Here is a 20,386-nt window from a genome sequence, read left to right on the forward strand (position 1 = left end):
TTTCCGCCTTTTTTCTTTACATAAAAAATCTCCACTATATTATGGAGATTTTTTTATGCAATATAAATTTTACAACTTGTTTATAATCTTAAATATTTTCTTTCATGGAATCTATTTTTTCTTTAGTACTATTTTCTTCTAATCCCAATCCCTTTGCAAAATACATAAGACCATTTTTTGTATCTTCCAATGTTTCAAAAGAAGCCGAAGCATAATCTATGTCATCGACCTTTTGTCCTAAAGGTTTATCATAACTTACACTCTTATCTGTAACTAAAAAATCTGGACTTAAATTATTTACAAGTTTAAAATCAGGATTCTTTTCATCACCTATTGCACTGGCATAAGGATAAAGGGACTCTGCACCATTAGGAACTCCAACTACATTTTCATAATCCAAAACTTTTAAAGCCTTTGCAGATTTTACTGACATGGCAACAATTCTCGGATTTTCTTTTTCTACAAAAAGTTCACTTTCCATCTTTGCGTCTTTTTCTTTGTTCACATTTTCTTCGATTGCTTCTTTTGTATTAGAACTATTTTCTACAGATGCTTTCTCTTGAGCTTTGCAAGAAATTAATGTCATCATTAACAATAATAGAAAAGCTCTCTTGATATAAAACTTTTTTTTCATAAAAATTACCTCACAAACTTGATTTTTCCCTATTAATATGATATCACATGCCTATAAAAATATAATATCATATTAATAAAAAAAAGAAAGCTTGTTTCAAAATTTATAGCTTGTATTTTTTAATACCTTATAAAAATCTTAATCAAGTTATAAACTAGATTAACTGAGAAGTGATTATTTTGAAAATTAGAAAAATTTCGATTTTAGGAATTTTAGCTTTGTCATTAATTTTACCTGTATATGCTGAAAGTACTGGTGCAAAAATTCTTAACAATTTATTGACAAGTGATGTAATACTTTAAAGGGTTATGATGATGAAAGTATTTATGTAAAAATTTTTTATTATGCAACTGAAGACAATTTCCCAGAAAGAATATGGCATCAAGAAGTAAGAAATGGAAAGGTATATTCTGGTTATTTAAAATTTACTCATGACTTCGATTGTTCCGGATATTACTGTATAGGCAAATACAGCGATACTTATATTATGCAGATCCAGCAGTTTAATAATTTTATATCTTCTAAAACAAAAACTGTCGTGAAAATCACGGCAGTTTTTTGTTACAAAATATTAAGTTTAAGCATTAACTTTATTTTTTTCTGCTTCTGCTTTTTTTAGCTTTGCTTCTTCAAGTTTTGCTTGTCTTTCCTTTTCCTTCTTTTCTTTTTCCCTTTGTTTCATCTTTTCCACTCTTTCAGGATATTCGCAATAAATTGCTCCTGTTGGACATTTTGAAACACAAATTCCACAGTTAATACACTTGTCATAATCAATTGTTGCCAAGTTGTTTTCTACGTGAATTGCATCCTTTGGACAATTCTTTTCACAGATTCCACATCCAATACAACCAATTGAACAATTAGTTCTCACAACTTTTCCAGGATCAAGTGATTTACATTCAACAACTGTCTTTGATTTATAAGGTCTAAGTGCAATAATTTTTTTAGGGCAAATGTCAATACATTTCATGCAGGCAACACATTTTTCCTTGTCAACTACTGCAACTCCATTTACCATGTGAATTGCATCAAATTCACAGACACTTACACAAGTGCCTCCACCACAACAGCCAAAGTTACATGCCTTTGCACCTTGTTGATAGTCTGAAATTAATCTACAATCAACTAAATCATTGTAATCATATTTATTTTTTGCCTTATTGCAATCTCCTTGACAAAGGACACATGCAATATTTCTTTCTACATTTCCTGCATTAACGCCCATTACTTGACTGACTTTTTCAGCTGTATCTGCTCCACCGATTACACAACCATTTACTGGTGCCTTTCCCTTTGCTATAGCTTCTGCAAGTCCGTCACAACCTGGAAAACCACAAGCTCCACAGTTTGCTCCTGGTAAGCAATCTCTGACTTCGGCGACCCTTGGATCTACCTCTACATAAAAAACCTTTGATGCTATTGAAAGAATTACTCCAAAAAAGGCTCCTGCAATTCCCAAAAACAACACTGGGGTAAGTACTGTACTAATTTCCATAATTACCTCCTATACCAATCCGCCGAAACCTGAAAATGCAATTGCCATTAAGCCTGCACTTATAAGTGCAATTGGAACTCCTTGAAGTGCCTTAGGTACATTGGCAAGCATTAACTTTTCTCTTAATGCTGCTATAAGTACAAGAGCAAGTGTAAAACCTACTGAAGCTCCAAATCCGCTAAATATTGTTTCTATTAAATTATATCCATTTTGAACATTTAAAACTGTTACACCAAGAACGACACAGTTTGTAGTAATAAGTGGAAGATACACACCCATTGCTTGATAAAGTGAAGGAGATGATTTCTTAATAAACATTTCTACAAATTGTACCAGTGATGCAATTACAAGAATAAATGCAATTGTTTGTAAATACTCAAGCCCAAATTTATCTAATACAAAAATTTGAATTAACCATGTTATTGCAGATGCAAGGACAACTACAAAAGTAACGGCAATTCCCATTCCAAGAGCAGTTTCTGTCTTTGAAGATACTCCTAAGAAGGGACAAATTCCCAAGAATTGAGCAAAAACATAATTATTTACAAGTATTGTTGAAATTAAAATCGTAAAAATACTTTCTAACATTAGTCTGCCCTCCTATTAAGTAATAATCTAAATCCTGCTATTAAAAATCCAAGTAGAATAAAAGCACCTGCTGGCGCACCCATGATTCCAATTCCAGGGTAGGATTCTGGCAAAATATTTACATCAAATAATGTACCATATCCAAAGAATTCACGAACAAGACCCATTGCAATTACTGCAATAGTATATCCTACTCCTGTTCCAATTCCGTCGACAATTGATGGAATTAGAGCATTTTTATAAGCAAAACCCTCAGCTTCACCAAGAATACAGCAGTTAACTACGATTAGTGGTAAGAAAATACCAAGTGCTGAATATATTGTTTGTGAATAAGCTTGAAGTATCATTTGTACTAATGTTACGAAAGTAGCAATTACTACTATAAAACAAGGAATTCTAATTTTATCAGGTATTATATTTCTTAGTGTAGATACTACCCCATTACTCATTATAAGTACAAAGGTAACTGCGACACCCATTGCTACTGAATTTGTTAAATTATTTGTAATAGCCAGTGTTGAACAAAGCCCTATAAGTTGTATGAATACGGGATTGTTTTTAAAAGCACCGTCTAAAAAAACTTTAGATAATTTCATTTAATCCTCCTCATTCATTCTTTAGAACTTCGTCATATACTTGAATAGCATCGTTAGAACCTGCTAGAGCAGCTTTAGATGATATTGTTGCTGATGAAAGCCACATAACCTCATCATCGGCCTTTGGATCCTTAGAAAGTTTTAAAGGCCCTGCTGCAGATTTTCCTTCGTAAGATGGATAATATTCATCTGTTGTGATTCTAGAACCAAAGCCACTAGTTTCACCATTTGAGATATTTCTAAATCCTGCGATTTTATCTCCATCAAGCAAGAAACCTAGAGCATTTGTCATAGCTCCGCCATAACCATTTGACTTTACATTCACACCATATCCAATAACTTTGTCTCCTTTTTTAGCAACAAAGATTTTTTCAATGTTTGGATATTTTTCTTTTATTGAATCTAGTTTAGCTTTGTCAAATTCTTCAAAGCCGTCTGCGTTATCGCCAAAAATAACTTTATAAGATGCAAGTGTATTTTTTAGTTCAGTTTCTGCTATTACTGGAGCAGTAAAACTATTTACAACTGCCAATAATCCAGCAGATATGGCGCAGAAAACTAAAAGTATAATTCCAAATTTTACTGGTTCTTTCATTTACTTCGCCTCCCCATAGGCACTTGTTATTGTTAATTTATCAATTAAAGGTGTTGCAAGGTTCATTAGACATATTGCATAAGACACACCTTCTGGAAGAGATGCCTTTACCCTTATAACTGCAGTTAAAATTCCACATCCAAGAGCAAATATAATTCTTCCCTTTCTATTAATTGGATTTGTAGTGTAATCAGTTGCCATAAAAATAGCACCAAGTAACAAACCACCTGCAAGTAATTCATAAGGAATTACATTCACTGGAATTCCAAGAATTCCAAGACATACTGCAGTAGTTGCAACATATATTACTGGAATTTCCCAAGAAATTACTTTTCTAACTACTAAATATACAAAACCTATTAAAAGTGCAATTGCTGAAGTTTCTCCAATTACACCACCAATATTTCCAATAAACATATCGCTAATAGCTGGAAGTTTTGATAAATCTCCACTTGCGATTACTTGTAATGGAGTTGCATAGGAAACTCCATCCATAGTTGCAGCTGAAGTTATAATACCTTGTTTTAATAATTCTGGTGAAATATAATCTGTTATTTGTTTTGGCCATGAAGCCATGAGTACAAGCCTTGCAGCAAGTGCTGGGTTCATAAAGTTAAAACCAATACCGCCAAAACATTCTTTAACAATTAAAATTGAAAAAACTGATCCGAAAGCTGCCATCCACAATGGGAAAGATTGAGGCATATTAAGTGCGATTAAAATTCCAGTTACAACAGCAGATAAGTCCTTAATTTGTACAGTCTTTTTAAGTGCACTTTGAGTAATATACTCAGTTGCCACACAAGCTACTACACAAGTTAGAATAAGAAGTATTGATCTCATGCCAAAAAAATAAACTGCGGCAATCATTGCAGGAACTAGTGCAATAATTACATCTAGCATAATTTTTTGAACAGTATCATTTGATCTAATGTGTGGAGCAAGTGAAACGAAGCGAGCCTCATTTACTGTAATCGGATCTTTAGTTATTTTATTATTTTCCAAATTGATCCCTCCTATTTCTTTTGATTAGCTCTGATTTCTCTTTTAGCTAATTTAACAGATGCACTTAGATGTCTCTTTGCTGGGCAAACGAAGGAACATATTCCGCATTCCATACATTGATCAGCATGCAAATTAATACATAAATCAACATCTCCCTTTAAAATTGCATGATTAATATCTGTTGGATTAATATTTGCTGGGCAGTGATCTACGCATCTTGAACATCTAATACATGGGGATTCAATTCTTTCTTTTACTTCTTTTTCAGTAAAAACTAAAATACCTGAAGTAGTCTTTGTAATAGGCGCATCAAGACTAAACACAGACTTGCCAGTCATAGGACCACCGCAAATAATTTCTTTAAAATTTTCCTCAACGCCTCCGCAGAAATTTAAAATATCTCCCACAGGAGTCCCTATTTTCACTAAAATATTCTTTGGTTCTTTAATACCAGAACCGCTGACAGTTATTACCCTTTCGTAAGAAGGTCTTCCTTCTATCATTGCTTCATAAAATGCAAGAGTAGTACCAACATTTGTAAGAAAAACTCCAACATCATTAGTTACACCATTTTGTGGAACAATTCTTCCAACAACGGCTTCAGAAAGTCTCTTTGAATCACCTTGTGGATATTTAGTTTGACATCCAACAACTTTCAAGTGACTCCAATTAGGATTTTTGGCAATAGCTTCTTCCATTTTTGCAATGGCATCTGGTTTATTTTCTTCAATTGCCATGTAAGAAACTTTTTGATTATAAAAATATGAGAAGATGTTTAATCCCTCTAATATTTCTTCTGCTTTTTCTAGCATAATTCTATGGTCACAAGTGAGGAAAGGCTCACATTCTGCTCCATTTATTATACATTCATCTAGCACTGGATCTTCACTCTTTAACTTAGCATGTAGTGGAAAACCAGCACCACCCATACCGACTATCCCCTTATCTTTTATGAAGGGAATTAAATCGTCAATTGGATGATCCTTATAATCTTTAAAAGATTTAAGATCATCTATCATTTCATCCTTGCCATCGTTTTCTATAACGACGCAATCACAATACCTTCCATCAGCTGTGTACATCTTTTTAATTTCCTTAACTGTACCTGATACAGATGAGTGTATATCAGCTGATATATAAGCATCAGAACTGCCCACCTTTTGACCAACTTTAACAGAATCTCCCTTTGAAACAACTGGTGAGCAAGGTGCTCCAATATGTTGTGACATAGGTATGTAAGCAATTTTAGGACTTGGCATCCTCTCAATTGCATTCTTTTCTGTCAAAGTTTTGTGTTCGTCCATGTGAACTCCACCTACGGAAAAAGTGAGATTTCTTGAACTCATAAAACTTCACCCCTTATTCGGCCTAAGCCTAATTTTTACCTTTTGTTATAATTATAACACTAAATTTATTTAAAGTATATGATTCTACTTAAAAATTTGAAAGTAGAAAATCTTTTACAAGCCTAAAAAGAAGTCATTCTTTAATTTAATTTTTTATATTTATCTGATTTTTTTAGAATTATTTTTCCCATTCATTAAATTATTTATGCAAGATTTCTATAAATCTATTAATTACCTCATAAAAAATCTCACGACTTTTATCGTGAGAAAATAAACTAAAGCTTAATTTTTAATTATTTCTATCATAAGGAATGCCATCTGCCGATGGAGCTCTTGAACCCTTAACAAATACAATTAATACAATAAGGGTAATTGCATAAGGAATCATTGAAAGTATATTTGTGTCAATTTTTATTCCAATGGATCCAAGGAAAACTGAAAGACCTTGTGCAAAACCAAATAGAAGACAAGCTAGCATTGCACCCTGTGGTCTCCATCCACCAAAAATAACTGCAGCAAGAGCTATAAAACCTTGTCCAGAAATAAGCGTCTCCCTATAATTTGAAACAACTGCAAGCGACATTGATGCTCCACCAAGCCCTGCCAAAAATCCCGATGCTAGAACGCAAATATATTTTATTTTATAAGCATCTACACCAAGAGTTTCTGCAGCCCTTGGATATTCACCTACCGCTCTAATTCTAAGTCCAAGTCTTGTCTTGTAAAGCAAAAAATAAACTATAAATACTACTATAAAGGCAATATACACTGATACATATTGTGAAAAAACAATATCTAAAAATCTAGCAATACTACCACTCTTATTTTTAAATACATGTCCAAATAAAACTGGAAGTTTATTTTCGTAAGGAATAGATTTTGACATTGCAGCTCCATCGAAAAAAAGTCTACAAAGGAAAAGTGAAAGTCCCGGTCCAATTAGATTTATTGCAATACCACTTACAACATGGTCTGCTGCAAAATTTATAGTAGCAATTGCGTGAAGAAGTGCCACTATCATACCGCCAAGTCCTCCACATAAAAAAGCAATCCAAGGATTTCCTACATAATATCCAACAATAGATCCAACTACTGCACCAACGGACATCATTCCTTCAAGTCCAATGTTAACAACTCCAGCATTTTCTGATAAAACTCCTCCAATAGCTGTATAAATAAGAGGGGCTGAATATAAAAGTGTAATTGACAAAATACTTGCTATGTTTAAAAGCGAACTATTCATTTGCTCCTCCTTTATTTACATTACTTGCTTCTTGCTTTGACCATTTTTGGAAAAAGAATTTAATCATATCTAAAAGTTTTGGCATTGCTATAAATAAAATCATAATTCCAACAATTATCTTTACAACTTCTGAATAAGTGCCAATAGTAGTAAGTTTTCCTCCCCCATAAGTTAATCCTGCATATAGAAGTGCCGCTGGAATTGTTCCAAGAGGATTGTTTCCTGCAATAAGTGCCACAGCCATTCCATCAAAGCCATAGCCTTCTTGTGCCGCCATAATCCCAATATCTCCTGAAACTCCAAGAACAGTTATTGCTCCTGCAAGCCCTGCCAAAAATCCTGCAATTCCCATAGACTTTACAATGGATTTATTAATATCAATTCCACCATATTCCGCTGCCTTTTGATTAAAGCCAACTGCTCGAAGTTCATAACCTAAAGTAGTCTTTTTAAGCACATACCAAATTACTATGGCAGCCACAATTGCAATTATTATTCCAAAATTTACTGGTGGATTTAAAATATCTTTTAAAAATTTATTTTGTGCCAAAAAAGCCTTTCCGCTTTCACTTATCTTCCAATCTCCGAGAAATTTTATACTCGCAGATTTCCTTATTGGATAGGAATTATCTGACTCAATATTTCTTAAAATTGGAAAGCTCAAAAGATAATTACTTAAATAAAAGCCAATCCAATTCATCATAATTGAGGAGATAACTTCATTTACCTCAAACTTCGCCTTTAAAACGCCAACAATTGCACCCCAAAGATAACCACAAAGTGCACCGACAATTAGTGCAACTATCCCGTGAATAATGGGCGGCAAATCCAATAAAAGTCCCACTACTAAAGCACCAATTGATCCAACAATATATTGCCCCTCAGCTCCTATGTTAAAAAGACCTGTATTAAAAGCAAAGGCAACAGAAAGACCAGTAAGGATTAGTGGCACAGCCTTTACAATTGTCCATGAAATGTATTTTGGCTTGCCAAAGGCACCAAGGAAAATAACCTTGTAAGCTTCAATTGGATTTGTTCCACTGATTAAAAGAATAATAGAACCAATTAAAATTCCAAGTACAATGGCAAGCACTGTATATAAAAATCTATTTCTCTTCATTTTTACCTCCTGCCATGTATAATCCTATTTCACTCTCATTAGTTTTTTTTGCATCAAAAGTTTTTAAAATTTTACCATTATATATTACAGAAATTCTATCTGATAATGCCATAATTTCGTCAAGTTCAAAGGAAATTAGAAGCACTGCCTTGCCCTTGTTCCTTTGATTAATTAAAAACTTTCTAATATATTCAATGGCACCAACATCAAGCCCTCTAGTAGGCTGTGCTGAGATTAATAAATCTGGGTCGTCAGAAATCTCTCTTGCTAAAATTACCTTTTGTTGATTTCCGCCAGAAAGTTCTCCTGCAAGTCTTTCAATATTTCTCGGTCTAATGTCGTAATCATCTTCAAGCTTTGTTGCATATTCCTCAATATTTTTAAAATTTAAAATTCCATTTTTGGAGTATTTGTCTTTATAATAATTTTTTAAAATAATATTTTCGGAAACGCTAAAATCTAAAACTAAACCACGAAGTTGTCTATCTTCAGGAATTGAATTAATGCCCCTTTCAATAATTTCCCTTGGACTTTTATTTATAATTTCATCGCCCTTAAAAAGAATTGAACCACTCTCAGCTACTTTAAGCCCTGTAAGAGCCTCAATTAGTTCAGATTGACCATTGCCATCTACGCCAGCGATTCCATGGATTTCTCCTGCTTTCACATCTAAATTGAGACCATCTAATTTTTTTACATTTCTAAAATCTCTTGCACACAAATTTTTAATTTCTAAAATGGTTTCTCCAGCTCTTACATCCCCTTTATTTATGTCGAGATGAACAGATCTGCCAACCATCATGTCCGCAAGTTCAGACTCGCTTATATCAGAAACATTTACAGTTTTAATTTTTTTACCCCGCCTAATTATGGTACACCTATGTGCCATTTGTTTAATTTCCTTTAACTTGTGGGTTATAATTATAATTGACTTGCCTTCTTTAGAAAGATTTTTAATAATATCAATAAGTTCAGTTATTTCTTGAGGCGTCAAAACAGCTGTGGGCTCGTCAAAAATCAAAATATCAGCACCCCTATAAAGTACCTTTAAAATTTCAACTTTTTGTTGAGTTCCAACAGAAATATCCTGAATCTTTGCATCAGGATCAATTTTAAAACCGTACTTTTCAGAAAGGGCAATCACATCTTCCCTAGCTTTTTTTATATCCACCTTAATGCCCTTCATAGGCTCCATTCCAAGTACAATGTTTTCAACAACAGTAAAGGGTTCGATTAACATAAAATGTTGGTGAACCATGCCTAGTCCTGCTTTTATTGCGTCATTGGAATCCTTAAATTCTTTTTTCTCATTGTTAATATAAATTTCACCAGAAGTAGGAGAGCTCATGCCGTAAAGCATATTCATAAGAGTAGTTTTACCAGCACCATTTTCTCCAAGAAGAGAATGAATTTCACCTCTTCTAATATCAAGATCAATACCGTCGTTTGCAACAAAATTTCCAAACTTTTTTGTGATATTCTCCATGCGAACGACTAAATCTTTATTATCAATTTCCAAGACAAACGCTCCTTTTTTGTGTTTATTAAATTATACCAAAGATTTATAAATTTTAAAAATAAATTGTAATAAAAAAGCCACCTCATTTACGAGATGACTTTGAAATCATAGTAAAAATTTATTTGTATTGGTTGTAAGTTTCTTCGTTGTAAGGAACTTTAATTTCGCCAGAAATAATCTTTTGAGTGATTTCATCAACTTTCTTTAAGATTTCTGGTTTAACATTTTTATCAGAAGTTGGTGCAATACCTACTGCTCCGTCATTAGCAAGACCTAGTTCAATAGTTTTTCCACCTTCAAACTTGCCTTCTTGCATATCTTTTACAACTTGATAAACAGCAACATCGCCATTTTTCATTGCAGAAGTTAATACATTTTCAGGGGCTCTGTCGCTTTGGTCTCTATCGACACCAATTGCCCATTTGCCAGCTTCTTTGGCAGCTTCAATAACACCTTCGCCTGCTCCACCAGCTGCGTGGAATACTACATCTGCTCCATTTTGGAACATTGTAGCAGTAATTGATTTACCCTTTTGTGCATCAGTAAAATTACCAACATATTGGCTAAGAATTTCAATATTAGTTCCCTTTTCCTTAGCTGCATAATCAACACCTGCTCTGTAACCATATTCAAATCCCCAAATTATATTGCCTTCTTGTCCACCAACAAATCCAACTTTATTAGTTTCAGAAGTCATACCAGCAATATAACCAACTAAAAAAGATGGTTCTTGTGCTCTAAACATAATTCCAAGTAAATTCTTTGGAGCTTCAACTTTTTTCCCATCTGGTCCAGCTGTTACGTCTACGTCAACTATTGCATAATTAATTTCAGGATACATTGCAGCAGCTTCAGATATTGCATCGCCCATCTTAAAACCAGCGCCAACAATTAAATTCTTTTCTTGGTCAACAAAGGTTTCTAAATTTGGAGTATAATCCTTTGTATCCTTAGATTCAATGTATTCAGCTTTGATTCCAATTTCTTTTTGAGCTTTTTGAAGTCCTTCCCATACACCTTGATTAAAGGATTGGTCATTAACTCCACCCTCATCAGTTACGAATCCAACATTTACATCAGTAGCCTTAGCTTCTTCTGTAGTTTCTTTGTTAGTAGCGTTTGCATCTTTTTCTGCATTTTTTTTATTACCGCCACCACATGCAACAAGTGTCATTGCTAACAATAACACTGCAACTAAACTTAGTTTTTTCTTCATATAAAATCCTCCTATTGTTATTTAATTAAATTATATATTATAAAGATAAGTATTTCAATTTTAATATAAAGTATAACAATAAAAAAGTTTTCATAAAAAAAGCCCAACTTAGTTGAGCTTTAATCCTAAAAAATTATTTAACCTATAAATACTCTTGGAATCATAAATAATACTGAAACTACAAAATACATTAATAAAAATGCTATTGATTGTTTAATTTCTTTTATTCCAAAAGTTACATCATCATCTGCTGATAAAAATCTCGCAACAATTGATGCAATAAAACCTAAAATCGGATATACAATTAGTACTCCAAGGTTACTTGTTCCCTTGTCCATAAATCTAAAGAAAGTAGGAATCATAATAAATAATGCCCCTAGATACATTGGGAAGCTTCCCTTGTCTATCCAAATTAGTACAATTACACAAAGTGTAAGTACTAAAAACACCACTGTTGAAATTGTGTTGATCAATGAAATTTTATTAATCAAACTTTGGTTAATTAATTCTAATTTATTTATATAGTAACCGGAATTTGTATAGGCTTCCTTTACGCTATCAGTTGATTTTGTTGTTTCAGTCCAATTTTCTACCTTAGCATTAGTTACAAATATTGATGCGTCTTCAACTTTTTGTCCACCGGAAAAATATAAGGGGTTTGGACTATAATAAACTTCAAACTCATATTCTCCAACTTTTTCTGACAAATTAAGTTTTACTTCACTCACTGCCTTAAACTCTTTATTTTCAGTTTTGTTGTAAAAATCTTTAACTTTTAATTTTAATTTTTCTTCAAAAAGTGATTTATTAATTTTATCAAAATCACCCTTTAAATTTACCCTTGACTTGCTAAATTTTACTCCTTCGCCAAAGAAAATTTGTCTAACAGGTGTTCCCATTATTCTGGCAGTTGTGTCTTCACCTTTATAATCAAATTTTATATCGTATTTTATAAGTTTTTCACCGCCATCTTGGACAACAGATCTAGCAACTTGAAGATTTTCAACTCCATCGGAATTGTTAAATAAAATTCCGTCAAATTCTCTTTCCACATTTGAGTTTGGCCACATAAGAGACTTGCTAAAAAAAGCGGTTAAAGAAACTAACATAAGTGCTAATAAGAAAATTGCAAGTATTACAAGCTTTTTTATTCTCTTGTTCATTTTAAACCTCCATTATGAAAACATTTCGCTTATATTATAATAACACATGAAGAGCTTAAAATAAACAAATTTATTAGCATATTAAAGATTAGAAGCATTTATTTCTGTCCAAATTCTATCGTAAACTTTTATAAAATCGCCAAGATCTCTAAAGGCTTCAAGTGGCGGAAGTTTATCGACGTCTGGATATGCGACCTTTGAGCTTTTAATTTCATCAGGAAGAAGATCCTTTACACCCTTAACTGGTGAAGTGTATCCAACACAGTATTCTGCATTTTTAGCTTGCACTTCAGGTTTAAGCATGTAATTAATAAATTTTTCTGCTCCAGAAACATTCTTTGCATTCTTTGGTATAACCATGGAATCATACCAAATATTAGATCCTTCCTTTGGCACTACATAATCTAAATCTTTATTTTGTTGCATCATTAGAAGGGCATCACCAGAATACATAACAGAAAGATTTGCATCTCCTTGCACTACTACATCACGTCCATCATCATCGAGATAGGCATAAACTAGAGGTTTTTGTGCAATAAGAGATTCCTTTGCTTCCTGCAATTCCTTTTCACTTGTAGAATTTAGTGAATAACCAAGTCTTTTTAGTGCAATGCCAATAGTATCTCTTTGTGAATTATACATAATTATTTGGTCTTTATATTTTTCATTCCACAAAATGTTCCAAGAATCAACTGGGTCTGTAACTTCCTTTTTATTGTAGACAATTCCCACAGTTCCCCAGAAATATGGCACTGAGTATTTATTTTCCGGGTCAAAGGTTGGATTTTTTAAATTATCTTCAACTCCATCAAAATTTGGAATGTTTTTAAAATTAATCTCTTGAATTAATCCTTCCTTAGAAAGCCTTTCAATCATATAATCACTTGGCACTACTACATCGTACTTGTCTTGTGATTGAGTCATCTTTATATAAAGATCTTCATTAGAAGCATAAGTGTCATAATTTACTTTTATTCCTGTTTCCTTTTGGAAGTCCTTTAAAATTTGTGGATCTATATATTCACCCCAGTTATATACATAAATTTCTTCCTTTGCACTTTTATCTTTGCCACAAGCCGTTAAAGTTAAAAGCATTAATAGTGATAGTGCTAAAATTATTTTTTTCATAGATTCACCTCAAAATTTTTATTTTTTTCACTTCTCTTGTTTATTATTACAAGTAAAATTAATAACGATACTAACATAAGCGTTGAAACTGCATTTATTGAAGGATTTATTCCCTTTCTAGCCATTGAGTAAATTGTAATTGATAAATTTGAAACTCCTTGACCTGTATTGAAGAAGGAAATCACAAAGTCATCAATTGAAAGTGTAAAGGACATCAAGGCTCCTGTAAGTATTGCAGGCTTTATTTGTGGAATCACCACATGCATAATTGCATATGTAGGTGTCGCTCCTAAATCTAATGCTGCTTCAACTGTATTCTTATTTAACTGATTTAATTTTGGAAGAATTGACAAAATTACATAGGGGATGCAAAAAGTAATGTGTGAAATAATCATTGTCGTGTAGCCCATTCTTATATTAAATAGTCCAAATAACCCCATGAGTGCAACTGCCGTTACAATGTCTGGGTTTATCACTGGAAGATAATTTATATTTAATATCGCATCCTTTTTAAAGCCACGAAGTTCATTTATTGCAATAGCAGCAACTGTTCCCACAACTGTAGAAATAACTGTTGCAACTACTGCAACAAAAATTGTAGTCCAAAGAGATGATAAAATTGCCGGGTCGTTAAAAAGTTTTTTATACCACTTTAGAGTAAAGCCTGCCCAAGATCCCCTTAACTTTGAATTGTTAAAACTAAAGACTACTAAAATAACTATTGGTGCGTACAAAAATATAAAGGTCAAAAACAAATAAATTCTATCTACTATTTTTTTCACATCAATCCTCCTTGCATTTCTCCAGTTTTAATTTTTTTATTAAACAATTTTGGCACAAGTAAAATCAAAAGCATGATAATTATTAGCACCATGGAAATGGCAGAACCAAAGCCCCAATCTCCCGTGAAAGTAAATTGTTTTTCGATTAAATTTCCTATTAAATAGAAGTTGTTTCCACCAAGTAAGTTTGGCACTACAAAAGTAGAAATTGCAGGGATAAATACCATAGTTATGCCCGTATAAATGCCAGGGAGTGAGAGTGGAAAAATAACTTTTGCAAAAACTTTAAAATCATTTGCTCCAAGATCCTTTGCAGCTTCAATTAATTTTGGATCCATTTTTAGAAGCACTGTATAAATTGGAAGAACCATAAAGGGCAAAAAATTGTAAACCATACCTATCATAATCGCCTTAGAATTGTACATTAAGTCCCAAGGTCCAAGTCCAAAAAGTCCAATAAATTTATTTATAAGACCATTATTTCCAAGGAGAGTTAGCCAAGCATAAGTCCTTAGTAAAAAATTCATCCACATTGGAATTATAAAAACTAAAATCAAATTATTTCTCACTTTTTCACTCATTTTTGAAATAATATAGGCAACTGGATATCCAATAACTAGACAAAAAAGAGTTGAAACAGCAGCAAGAATTATTGAAGTAATTAAAATTTTTACATATAAAGGCTCAAAAAACCTTGCAAAGTTATCTAGAGTAAAGGAAAAATCAGATAAATTTGTATTGGAACTTAATGCATGAGCCAGTATCAAAAATAGTGGCAACACAATAAAAACTAATCCCCAAAATAAATATACTATTGAAAATTTTTTCATATCAGCCTCATTACATGTATTAAATCAGGTTTTATAACAATGCCTGTCCTCTCTCCCACTTCTCTTTTTTCCGTTGATTGCACAAGCATGCTATAACCATCTACATCCACAGTCATTTCGTAGTGAACACCTTTAAAGACTAAACTAGTAACAGTCCCTTCAATTTGATAGTTTTCATCTACTAAAAGCACATCTTCAGGTCTCACAACTACTTCAACATCTTCCCCATTATTAAATCCCTTGTCCACGCAGACAAAATCATAATCTAAAAATCTTACCTTAAAGTCCTCTAACATTTTTGCTTTAATAATATTTGATTCACCAATAAAATCTGCAACAAAGGCATTTTTTGGCTCATTATAAATATTTAGCGGAGTATCCATTTGTTGAATTTCACCATTATTTAAAACTACAACAGTATCGCTCATGGAAAGAGCCTCTTCTTGATCGTGAGTAACATAAATAAAGGTTATGCCCACACTTTTTTGAATTCTCTTTAACTCAATCTGCATGGCTTGTCTAAGTTTTAAATCAAGTGCACCTAGAGGTTCATCTAGCAAAAGAACCTCAGGTTCATTTACAAGTGCCCTTGCAATAGCAATTCTCTGTTGTTGACCACCAGAAAGAGATTCAATTTCCCTATTTTCAAATCCCTCTAAATTTACGAGTTTTAAAACTTCCCTTACCTTTTCTTTTATAAGATTTTTGTCCATTTTTTTAATATTAAGACCAAAGGCAATGTTTTTGTAGACATTCATATGTGGAAAAAGAGCGTACTTTTGAAAAACTGTATTTATCTTTCTCTCATAGGGCTCTTTATTTGTAATATCATTGCCATTAAAAAGAATTTCTCCTTTATCTGGTGCTTCAAAACCTCCAATTAATCTTAAAATAGTTGTCTTTCCACAGCCGCTTGGACCTAAAATTGTGAGAAATTCATCCTTTTTAACCTTAATATTAAAATCCTTTAAAATCACATTGTCGTCAAAACTTTTTGTAACATTTTTTAATTCAATTACATAATTTTCCATAATTCACCGCCTAAAAATTTGGTGGAGAGGAAATCCACAAAATTTCACTTACGCATTTTCCTTCATTTTTTAAATAATGAGAGCTATTTGCTTTAAAATAAAAACTTTCGCCCTTCTTAACCTTATATTCTTCATTTCCATAAACAAGAACAACGCTACCCTTTATCACATAGCCAAATTCTTCGCCCTCATAGGGCTGTATCTCTTTAGAACTTCCACCGGGACTTATCCTTATTCGCATGGGTTCCATTTCATTTTTTTGTGCATTTGGAACAATCCAATCAAGAGTATATCCAAGCTCATCATTTACACTTTCAAAAAAATCTTCATCTTTAAAAGTAATTTTTTCATTTTCCTTTCTTTTAAAGAATTTATCTGGCTCAGTTCCAAGAGCTTCCAAAATATCCAAAAGAGAATCCACTGACGGCGATGTCAAATTTCTTTCAATTTGTGAGATAAAACCCTTAGTAAGTTCCGATCTATCTGCAAGTTCTTCCTGAGTAAGACCCTTTTCAATTCTCATATCTCTTATTTTATTTCCAATATCCATTACATCACCTAAAATATTAAACAAATTACTTAATTTACTAAACTCATTAGAGTATAATTGTTAAAGATATTAATGTCAATAGAAAAACAAATTTAATAAAGTAAATTTTTTGTCAAATATAATTTACTACACTAAATAATATTGATATTGTTTAAAGTTCAAAAAATTACTTTTAATCCTAATTAAAATCTTTTATCTTGTGTTATAATTTTTTTGAGGTGTTACATTGAATACTATTAAAAACAGATACAATTCCATAGATTTTTTACGTGGCTTTACTATTATAAATATGATAATTTTTCACGCCTTATTTGACCTCGAAAATTTCTACGGTTTTAACTTTAATCACGACTTTTACTATTACCAACAGTATATTTGCATTTCTTTTATTTTGATTTCTGGTTACTCTACTAATTTTTCAAATAATTTTAAGAAAAAGTTTTTTATTTTAACTGGACTTTCTCTTTTAATAACCTTAGGCTCCTATATTTATTCCAGAGAAGATGCGATATATTTTGGCATAATTCACTTTTTTGCAGCAGCAACATTAATTCACATTATTTTGAAAAATTACATAAAAAAAATAAATCCAAAATTTGGACTTATTATCAACACAGTTTTATTTGTAGCTTTAAAGAATATTTACTATGGAAGTATTTTCTTTAATAAATTTCAACTTCCAAAATCCTTTTACGATCTGAATTTATTTTTTCTCGGTCTTCCCAGCAAAAATTTTTCATCAGGAGATTATTTTCCAATAATTCCATGGATATTTTTATTCTACATGGGCTATTTTCTCTTTGATTTTATTAAAGTTACAAAAAAAGAAGCCTCCCACAATTTTATAAATGTCATGGGAAGGCATTCTCTTTTAATATATTTTCTTCATCAAATTATCTTAATTGGAGTTTTCTCAATTATATTTAGCATTAAATAGATTAGTCTAAATACTTCCACTGGCGCCTCCGCCGCCAGATGAACCTCCACCGCCGAAGCCACCAAAGCCTCCGCCTGATCCTCCGAAGCCTCCTCCGAAACCGCCACTTCCTCCGAAGCCTCCTCCGAAATCGTCGTCAAAGCCTCTCGGTCCCCAGAAGATTATAGGTCCTCTTCGTCTTCTTCCTCGAGAGCCAGGTCCACCAGATCCACGACCTGAACCTCCAAAAATTATTGAAATTATAAATAAAATAATTATAATTTTAATAATTGACTCAAAAACACTGCCTTCTTCATTATATTCATTAGAATAATCAATTTCTTCTTGAGGCTCTCTAGCCACTATGTCCACATCGTATTCCCTTTCATATAATTTAACAATTTGAGCATAGCCTTCTAGGATTGCCTTCTCAAAGGGTCTGTCGCCTTCATTTTCAGAAACAACTTTTCCCATAACCCTAATAATCCTCGAAGCATAGGCATCGGGAATAAAACCCTCAGAGCCATATCCCGTCTCTATTCTCACATATCTATGTGTATCGTCTAATAATGCCACAAGCAATAGAACTCCATTATCCTCGTCTTTATCTCCAATTTTTATATCATTAAAAATTTTCGTGCCATACTCTTCAATAGAATAATTTTCTAAATCCTTTACTACAATTACGGCAATTTCTCCACCAGTTTTCTTTTTTAAATCATAAGTTGTCTTATTTAAATAATCTATTGTATCTTGGCTAAGAGTATTTGTCTCGTCATAGACATTATAGGACATATTGTTTTTGTCAAAGGCTGCATAAACATTGAATATCAAGGTGAATACAAATAAAATTGTAGCTGCCAATTTTTTCATCTTAATCACCTAAAACTTAACTTCTGGTACTTTATTATCCTTTTCTGAAACCTCAAAATAATCTCTTGCACTAAATCCTAAAATTTTTGCAATAATATTTGTTGGAAATCTTCTAACTTTTTGGTTGTAAATTTTAACTGTTTCGTTATATCTCATTCTTTCAGTGGCAATCCTATTTTCAGTGCCTTCAAGTTGTGCTTGTAGATCTAAGAAATTTTGATTTGTCTTTAGCTCTGGATAGTTTTCTACCACTACATTTAACCTTCCAATAGCTTCTGTCAAATTATCATTTGCTTCAGCAAGTTCCTTAGGTGTGCTTGCCTCAGAAATACCAGCACGAGCCTTTGTTATTTCTGTAAAAGTTTCCTTTTCGTGGCTTGCATAACCCTTAACAGTTTCTACAACATTTGGAATTAAATCTGCACGCCTTTTTACTTGGTTTTGAACTTGTGCCCATGCACCATTTACATCCTCATCTAGTTTAACTAGATTATTCCACTGTCCGCCAAAGAAAATTGCAAATACAACGACAATAGCTATTATTGCAATAATCCCCACAGCACCTCTGTTTTTATTCTTCATTGCTTCCTCCTATTTTTTCTATTTTCATTTTATTTAAAGCTTCATCTACGAGCTTGTCGCAGTCAAGTTTTTCCTCAGATTTTACTATTCCCTCCACAGTTGGCGTCAAAAGTGGATGCTTTGGCAAAAACACCGTACAACAATCTTCAAAGGGAAGGATTGATGTCTCGTAAGTATCTATGTCCTTGGCTATGTCTATAATATTTACCTTATCCATGCCAATAAGTGGTCTAAAGACAAGTTTTTCTGTAATATCATTAGTAACCTTTAGACCATCAATAGTTTGTGATGCAACTTGTCCAAGGTTTTCTCCAGTGATAATGCAATCATATCTCCCTTCTTTTGCAATTTTATCTGCAATTCTCATCATAAATCTACGGGAGATAATAGTCATCTCATCCTCAGGACAATTTATATTAATTTCCTTCTGAATATCCAAAATATTTACAGAATAAAAAGTTAATTCTCCAGAAAAAGTAGAAATATCCTCTGCAAGTTTTTTTACCTTTTCCTCTGCCCTTTCAGAAGTGAAAGGATAGGAATGGAAGTGCAAACAGTCCACGAGGACACCTCTTTTCGCCATTAAAAATCCAGCAACTGGAGAGTCAATCCCACCAGAAAGGAGGAGAAGTCCCCTGCCATTTGTGCCAGATGGAAGTCCACCATAAGCCTTAAATTTGTCTATATAAATATAAGTATCCTTTTTTAAATCGCAGTAAACATAAAAATCCGGCTGGTGAACATCTACTTTTATATCAAAATTTTTAAGGACAATGCCGCCTATTTTGGCACTTATTTCCATGGAATTAAGCGGGAAGGATTTGTCGCCTCTATTTGTCTTTACCTTAAAAGTTTTGTAATTTGGGTTTTTTTTCAAAGCTTCATCCACAATTGTTATTACGCCTTCTTCAATTTTATCCCAATTAGTTTCCACAACATAACAAGGCGCAATATAGACAATGCCAAAGACGTGTTTAAGACGATTTATCATCTTGTCCTCATTATCAGCCACAAGTTCCACATAGACCTTTCCCATATTTTGATAAATTTTGCCATGGTCAATATTTCTAAGATTTCTCTTAATAGTTGAAATAAGTTTATTTACAAATTTATATCTATTTTTTCCCTTTAATACAAGCTCACCAAGGGAGAGCGCCATAACTTTTTTCATTTT

22 protein-coding genes are annotated in these 20,386 nt (G+C 32.7%); 2 read left to right on the forward strand and 20 right to left on the reverse strand.

The genetic code is table 11. The annotated features are described in order from the left end of the window. Positions 1-88 precede the first annotated feature (88 nt). A complete protein-coding gene (locus tag BIV18_RS02080; RefSeq protein ID WP_075659075.1) occupies positions 89-634 on the reverse strand; it encodes a substrate-binding domain-containing protein in 546 nt (181 codons plus the stop codon). Between the two features lie 170 nt (positions 635-804). Between BIV18_RS02080 and BIV18_RS11210 the strand changes: the two genes are divergently transcribed. Then, positions 805-936 (forward strand): hypothetical protein, encoded by a 132-nt coding sequence (locus tag BIV18_RS11210; RefSeq protein ID WP_268875139.1) that lies wholly within the window; start codon positions 805-807, stop codon positions 934-936. Positions 937-1,211: 275 nt separating this feature from the next. Here BIV18_RS11210 and BIV18_RS02085 read toward each other — a convergent pair whose 3' ends face one another. The 16 genes from BIV18_RS02085 to BIV18_RS02160 all read right to left on the reverse strand — a co-directional run bounded on the left by BIV18_RS02085 (position 1,212) and on the right by BIV18_RS02160 (position 16,841). Next, complete coding sequence (locus BIV18_RS02085; protein WP_075659076.1) at positions 1,212-2,129, reverse strand: RnfABCDGE type electron transport complex subunit B; 918 nt, start codon at positions 2,127-2,129, stop codon at positions 1,212-1,214. 9 nt (positions 2,130-2,138) lie between these two features. Further along, entirely contained in the window at positions 2,139-2,717 is a 579-nt protein-coding gene (rsxA, locus tag BIV18_RS02090; RefSeq protein ID WP_075659077.1) for an electron transport complex subunit RsxA, read from the reverse strand. Beyond that, a complete protein-coding gene (rsxE, locus tag BIV18_RS02095) occupies positions 2,717-3,313 on the reverse strand; it encodes an electron transport complex subunit RsxE (protein ID WP_075659078.1) in 597 nt (198 codons plus the stop codon). Before rsxE ends, rsxA begins: the two co-directional genes overlap by 1 nt. A 10-nt stretch (positions 3,314-3,323) precedes the next feature. Then, positions 3,324-3,908: an RnfABCDGE type electron transport complex subunit G gene (locus BIV18_RS02100; protein ID WP_075659079.1), complete on the reverse strand. Its 585-nt coding sequence runs from the start codon at positions 3,906-3,908 to the stop codon at positions 3,324-3,326. Beyond that, complete coding sequence (locus tag BIV18_RS02105; protein WP_075659080.1) at positions 3,909-4,913, reverse strand: RnfABCDGE type electron transport complex subunit D; 1,005 nt, start codon at positions 4,911-4,913, stop codon at positions 3,909-3,911. An 11-nt stretch (positions 4,914-4,924) separates the two neighbouring features. Next, positions 4,925-6,259 carry an electron transport complex subunit RsxC gene (gene rsxC, locus BIV18_RS02110; RefSeq protein ID WP_075659081.1) on the reverse strand — a complete coding sequence of 445 codons (1,335 nt, stop codon included), beginning with the start codon at positions 6,257-6,259 and terminating at the stop codon, positions 4,925-4,927. Between the two features lie 289 nt (positions 6,260-6,548). Further along, a complete protein-coding gene (locus tag BIV18_RS02115; protein ID WP_075659082.1) occupies positions 6,549-7,502 on the reverse strand; it encodes an ABC transporter permease in 954 nt (317 codons plus the stop codon). Continuing rightward, positions 7,495-8,622, reverse strand: a complete 1,128-nt coding sequence (locus tag BIV18_RS02120) for an ABC transporter permease (protein ID WP_075659083.1) — start codon at positions 8,620-8,622, stop codon at positions 7,495-7,497. Before BIV18_RS02120 ends, BIV18_RS02115 begins: the two co-directional genes overlap by 8 nt. Beyond that, the gene (locus tag BIV18_RS02125; RefSeq protein WP_075659084.1) at positions 8,609-10,141 is read right to left on the reverse strand and encodes an ABC transporter ATP-binding protein; all 1,533 of its coding nucleotides are present in this window, start codon (positions 10,139-10,141) and stop codon (positions 8,609-8,611) included. The genes BIV18_RS02120 and BIV18_RS02125 overlap by 14 nt, the downstream gene beginning before the upstream one ends. A gap of 118 nt (positions 10,142-10,259) precedes the next feature. Beyond that, positions 10,260-11,357, reverse strand: a complete 1,098-nt coding sequence (locus tag BIV18_RS02130; protein WP_075659085.1) for a BMP family lipoprotein — start codon at positions 11,355-11,357, stop codon at positions 10,260-10,262. A gap of 137 nt (positions 11,358-11,494) precedes the next feature. Beyond that, positions 11,495-12,520 carry a hypothetical protein gene (locus tag BIV18_RS02135; RefSeq protein WP_075659086.1) on the reverse strand — a complete coding sequence of 342 codons (1,026 nt, stop codon included), beginning with the start codon at positions 12,518-12,520 and terminating at the stop codon, positions 11,495-11,497. A gap of 81 nt (positions 12,521-12,601) precedes the next feature. Further along, positions 12,602-13,648: an ABC transporter substrate-binding protein gene (locus tag BIV18_RS02140; RefSeq protein WP_075659087.1), complete on the reverse strand. Its 1,047-nt coding sequence runs from the start codon at positions 13,646-13,648 to the stop codon at positions 12,602-12,604. Then, the gene (locus BIV18_RS02145) at positions 13,645-14,430 is read right to left on the reverse strand and encodes an ABC transporter permease (RefSeq protein WP_075659088.1); all 786 of its coding nucleotides are present in this window, start codon (positions 14,428-14,430) and stop codon (positions 13,645-13,647) included. The genes BIV18_RS02140 and BIV18_RS02145 overlap by 4 nt, the downstream gene beginning before the upstream one ends. Further along, positions 14,427-15,260, reverse strand: a complete 834-nt coding sequence (locus BIV18_RS02150) for an ABC transporter permease (RefSeq protein ID WP_075659089.1) — start codon at positions 15,258-15,260, stop codon at positions 14,427-14,429. The genes BIV18_RS02145 and BIV18_RS02150 overlap by 4 nt, the downstream gene beginning before the upstream one ends. Beyond that, positions 15,257-16,291, reverse strand: coding sequence for an ABC transporter ATP-binding protein (locus tag BIV18_RS02155; protein WP_075659090.1), 1,035 nt, complete (start codon positions 16,289-16,291; stop codon positions 15,257-15,259). The genes BIV18_RS02150 and BIV18_RS02155 overlap by 4 nt, the downstream gene beginning before the upstream one ends. Before the next feature lie 10 nt (positions 16,292-16,301). Beyond that, complete coding sequence (locus BIV18_RS02160) at positions 16,302-16,841, reverse strand: type II toxin-antitoxin system RelB family anti-toxin (protein WP_075659091.1); 540 nt, start codon at positions 16,839-16,841, stop codon at positions 16,302-16,304. A 226-nt stretch (positions 16,842-17,067) separates the two neighbouring features. On the opposite strand from BIV18_RS02160, the gene BIV18_RS02165 reads away from it, so the two are divergent. After that, positions 17,068-17,778 (forward strand): heparan-alpha-glucosaminide N-acetyltransferase, encoded by a 711-nt coding sequence (locus tag BIV18_RS02165; protein ID WP_169970363.1) that lies wholly within the window; start codon positions 17,068-17,070, stop codon positions 17,776-17,778. A gap of 6 nt (positions 17,779-17,784) precedes the next feature. Here BIV18_RS02165 and BIV18_RS11215 read toward each other — a convergent pair whose 3' ends face one another. From BIV18_RS11215 to thiI, 3 genes are read right to left on the reverse strand one after another with little or no spacing between them, the layout of a single operon-like run. Further along, positions 17,785-18,630 carry a TPM domain-containing protein gene (locus BIV18_RS11215; protein ID WP_075659092.1) on the reverse strand — a complete coding sequence of 282 codons (846 nt, stop codon included), beginning with the start codon at positions 18,628-18,630 and terminating at the stop codon, positions 17,785-17,787. Between the two features lie 9 nt (positions 18,631-18,639). Continuing rightward, positions 18,640-19,212, reverse strand: coding sequence for a LemA family protein (locus BIV18_RS02175; RefSeq protein ID WP_075659093.1), 573 nt, complete (start codon positions 19,210-19,212; stop codon positions 18,640-18,642). Continuing rightward, entirely contained in the window at positions 19,202-20,383 is a 1,182-nt protein-coding gene (gene thiI, locus BIV18_RS02180; RefSeq protein ID WP_075659094.1) for a tRNA uracil 4-sulfurtransferase ThiI, read from the reverse strand. Before thiI ends, BIV18_RS02175 begins: the two co-directional genes overlap by 11 nt. Positions 20,384-20,386: the final 3 nt, after the last annotated feature.

The organism is Peptoniphilus grossensis (genome assembly GCF_001940285.1).
Taxonomy (GTDB): Bacteria; Bacillota; Clostridia; order Tissierellales; family Peptoniphilaceae; genus Peptoniphilus_A; species Peptoniphilus_A faecalis.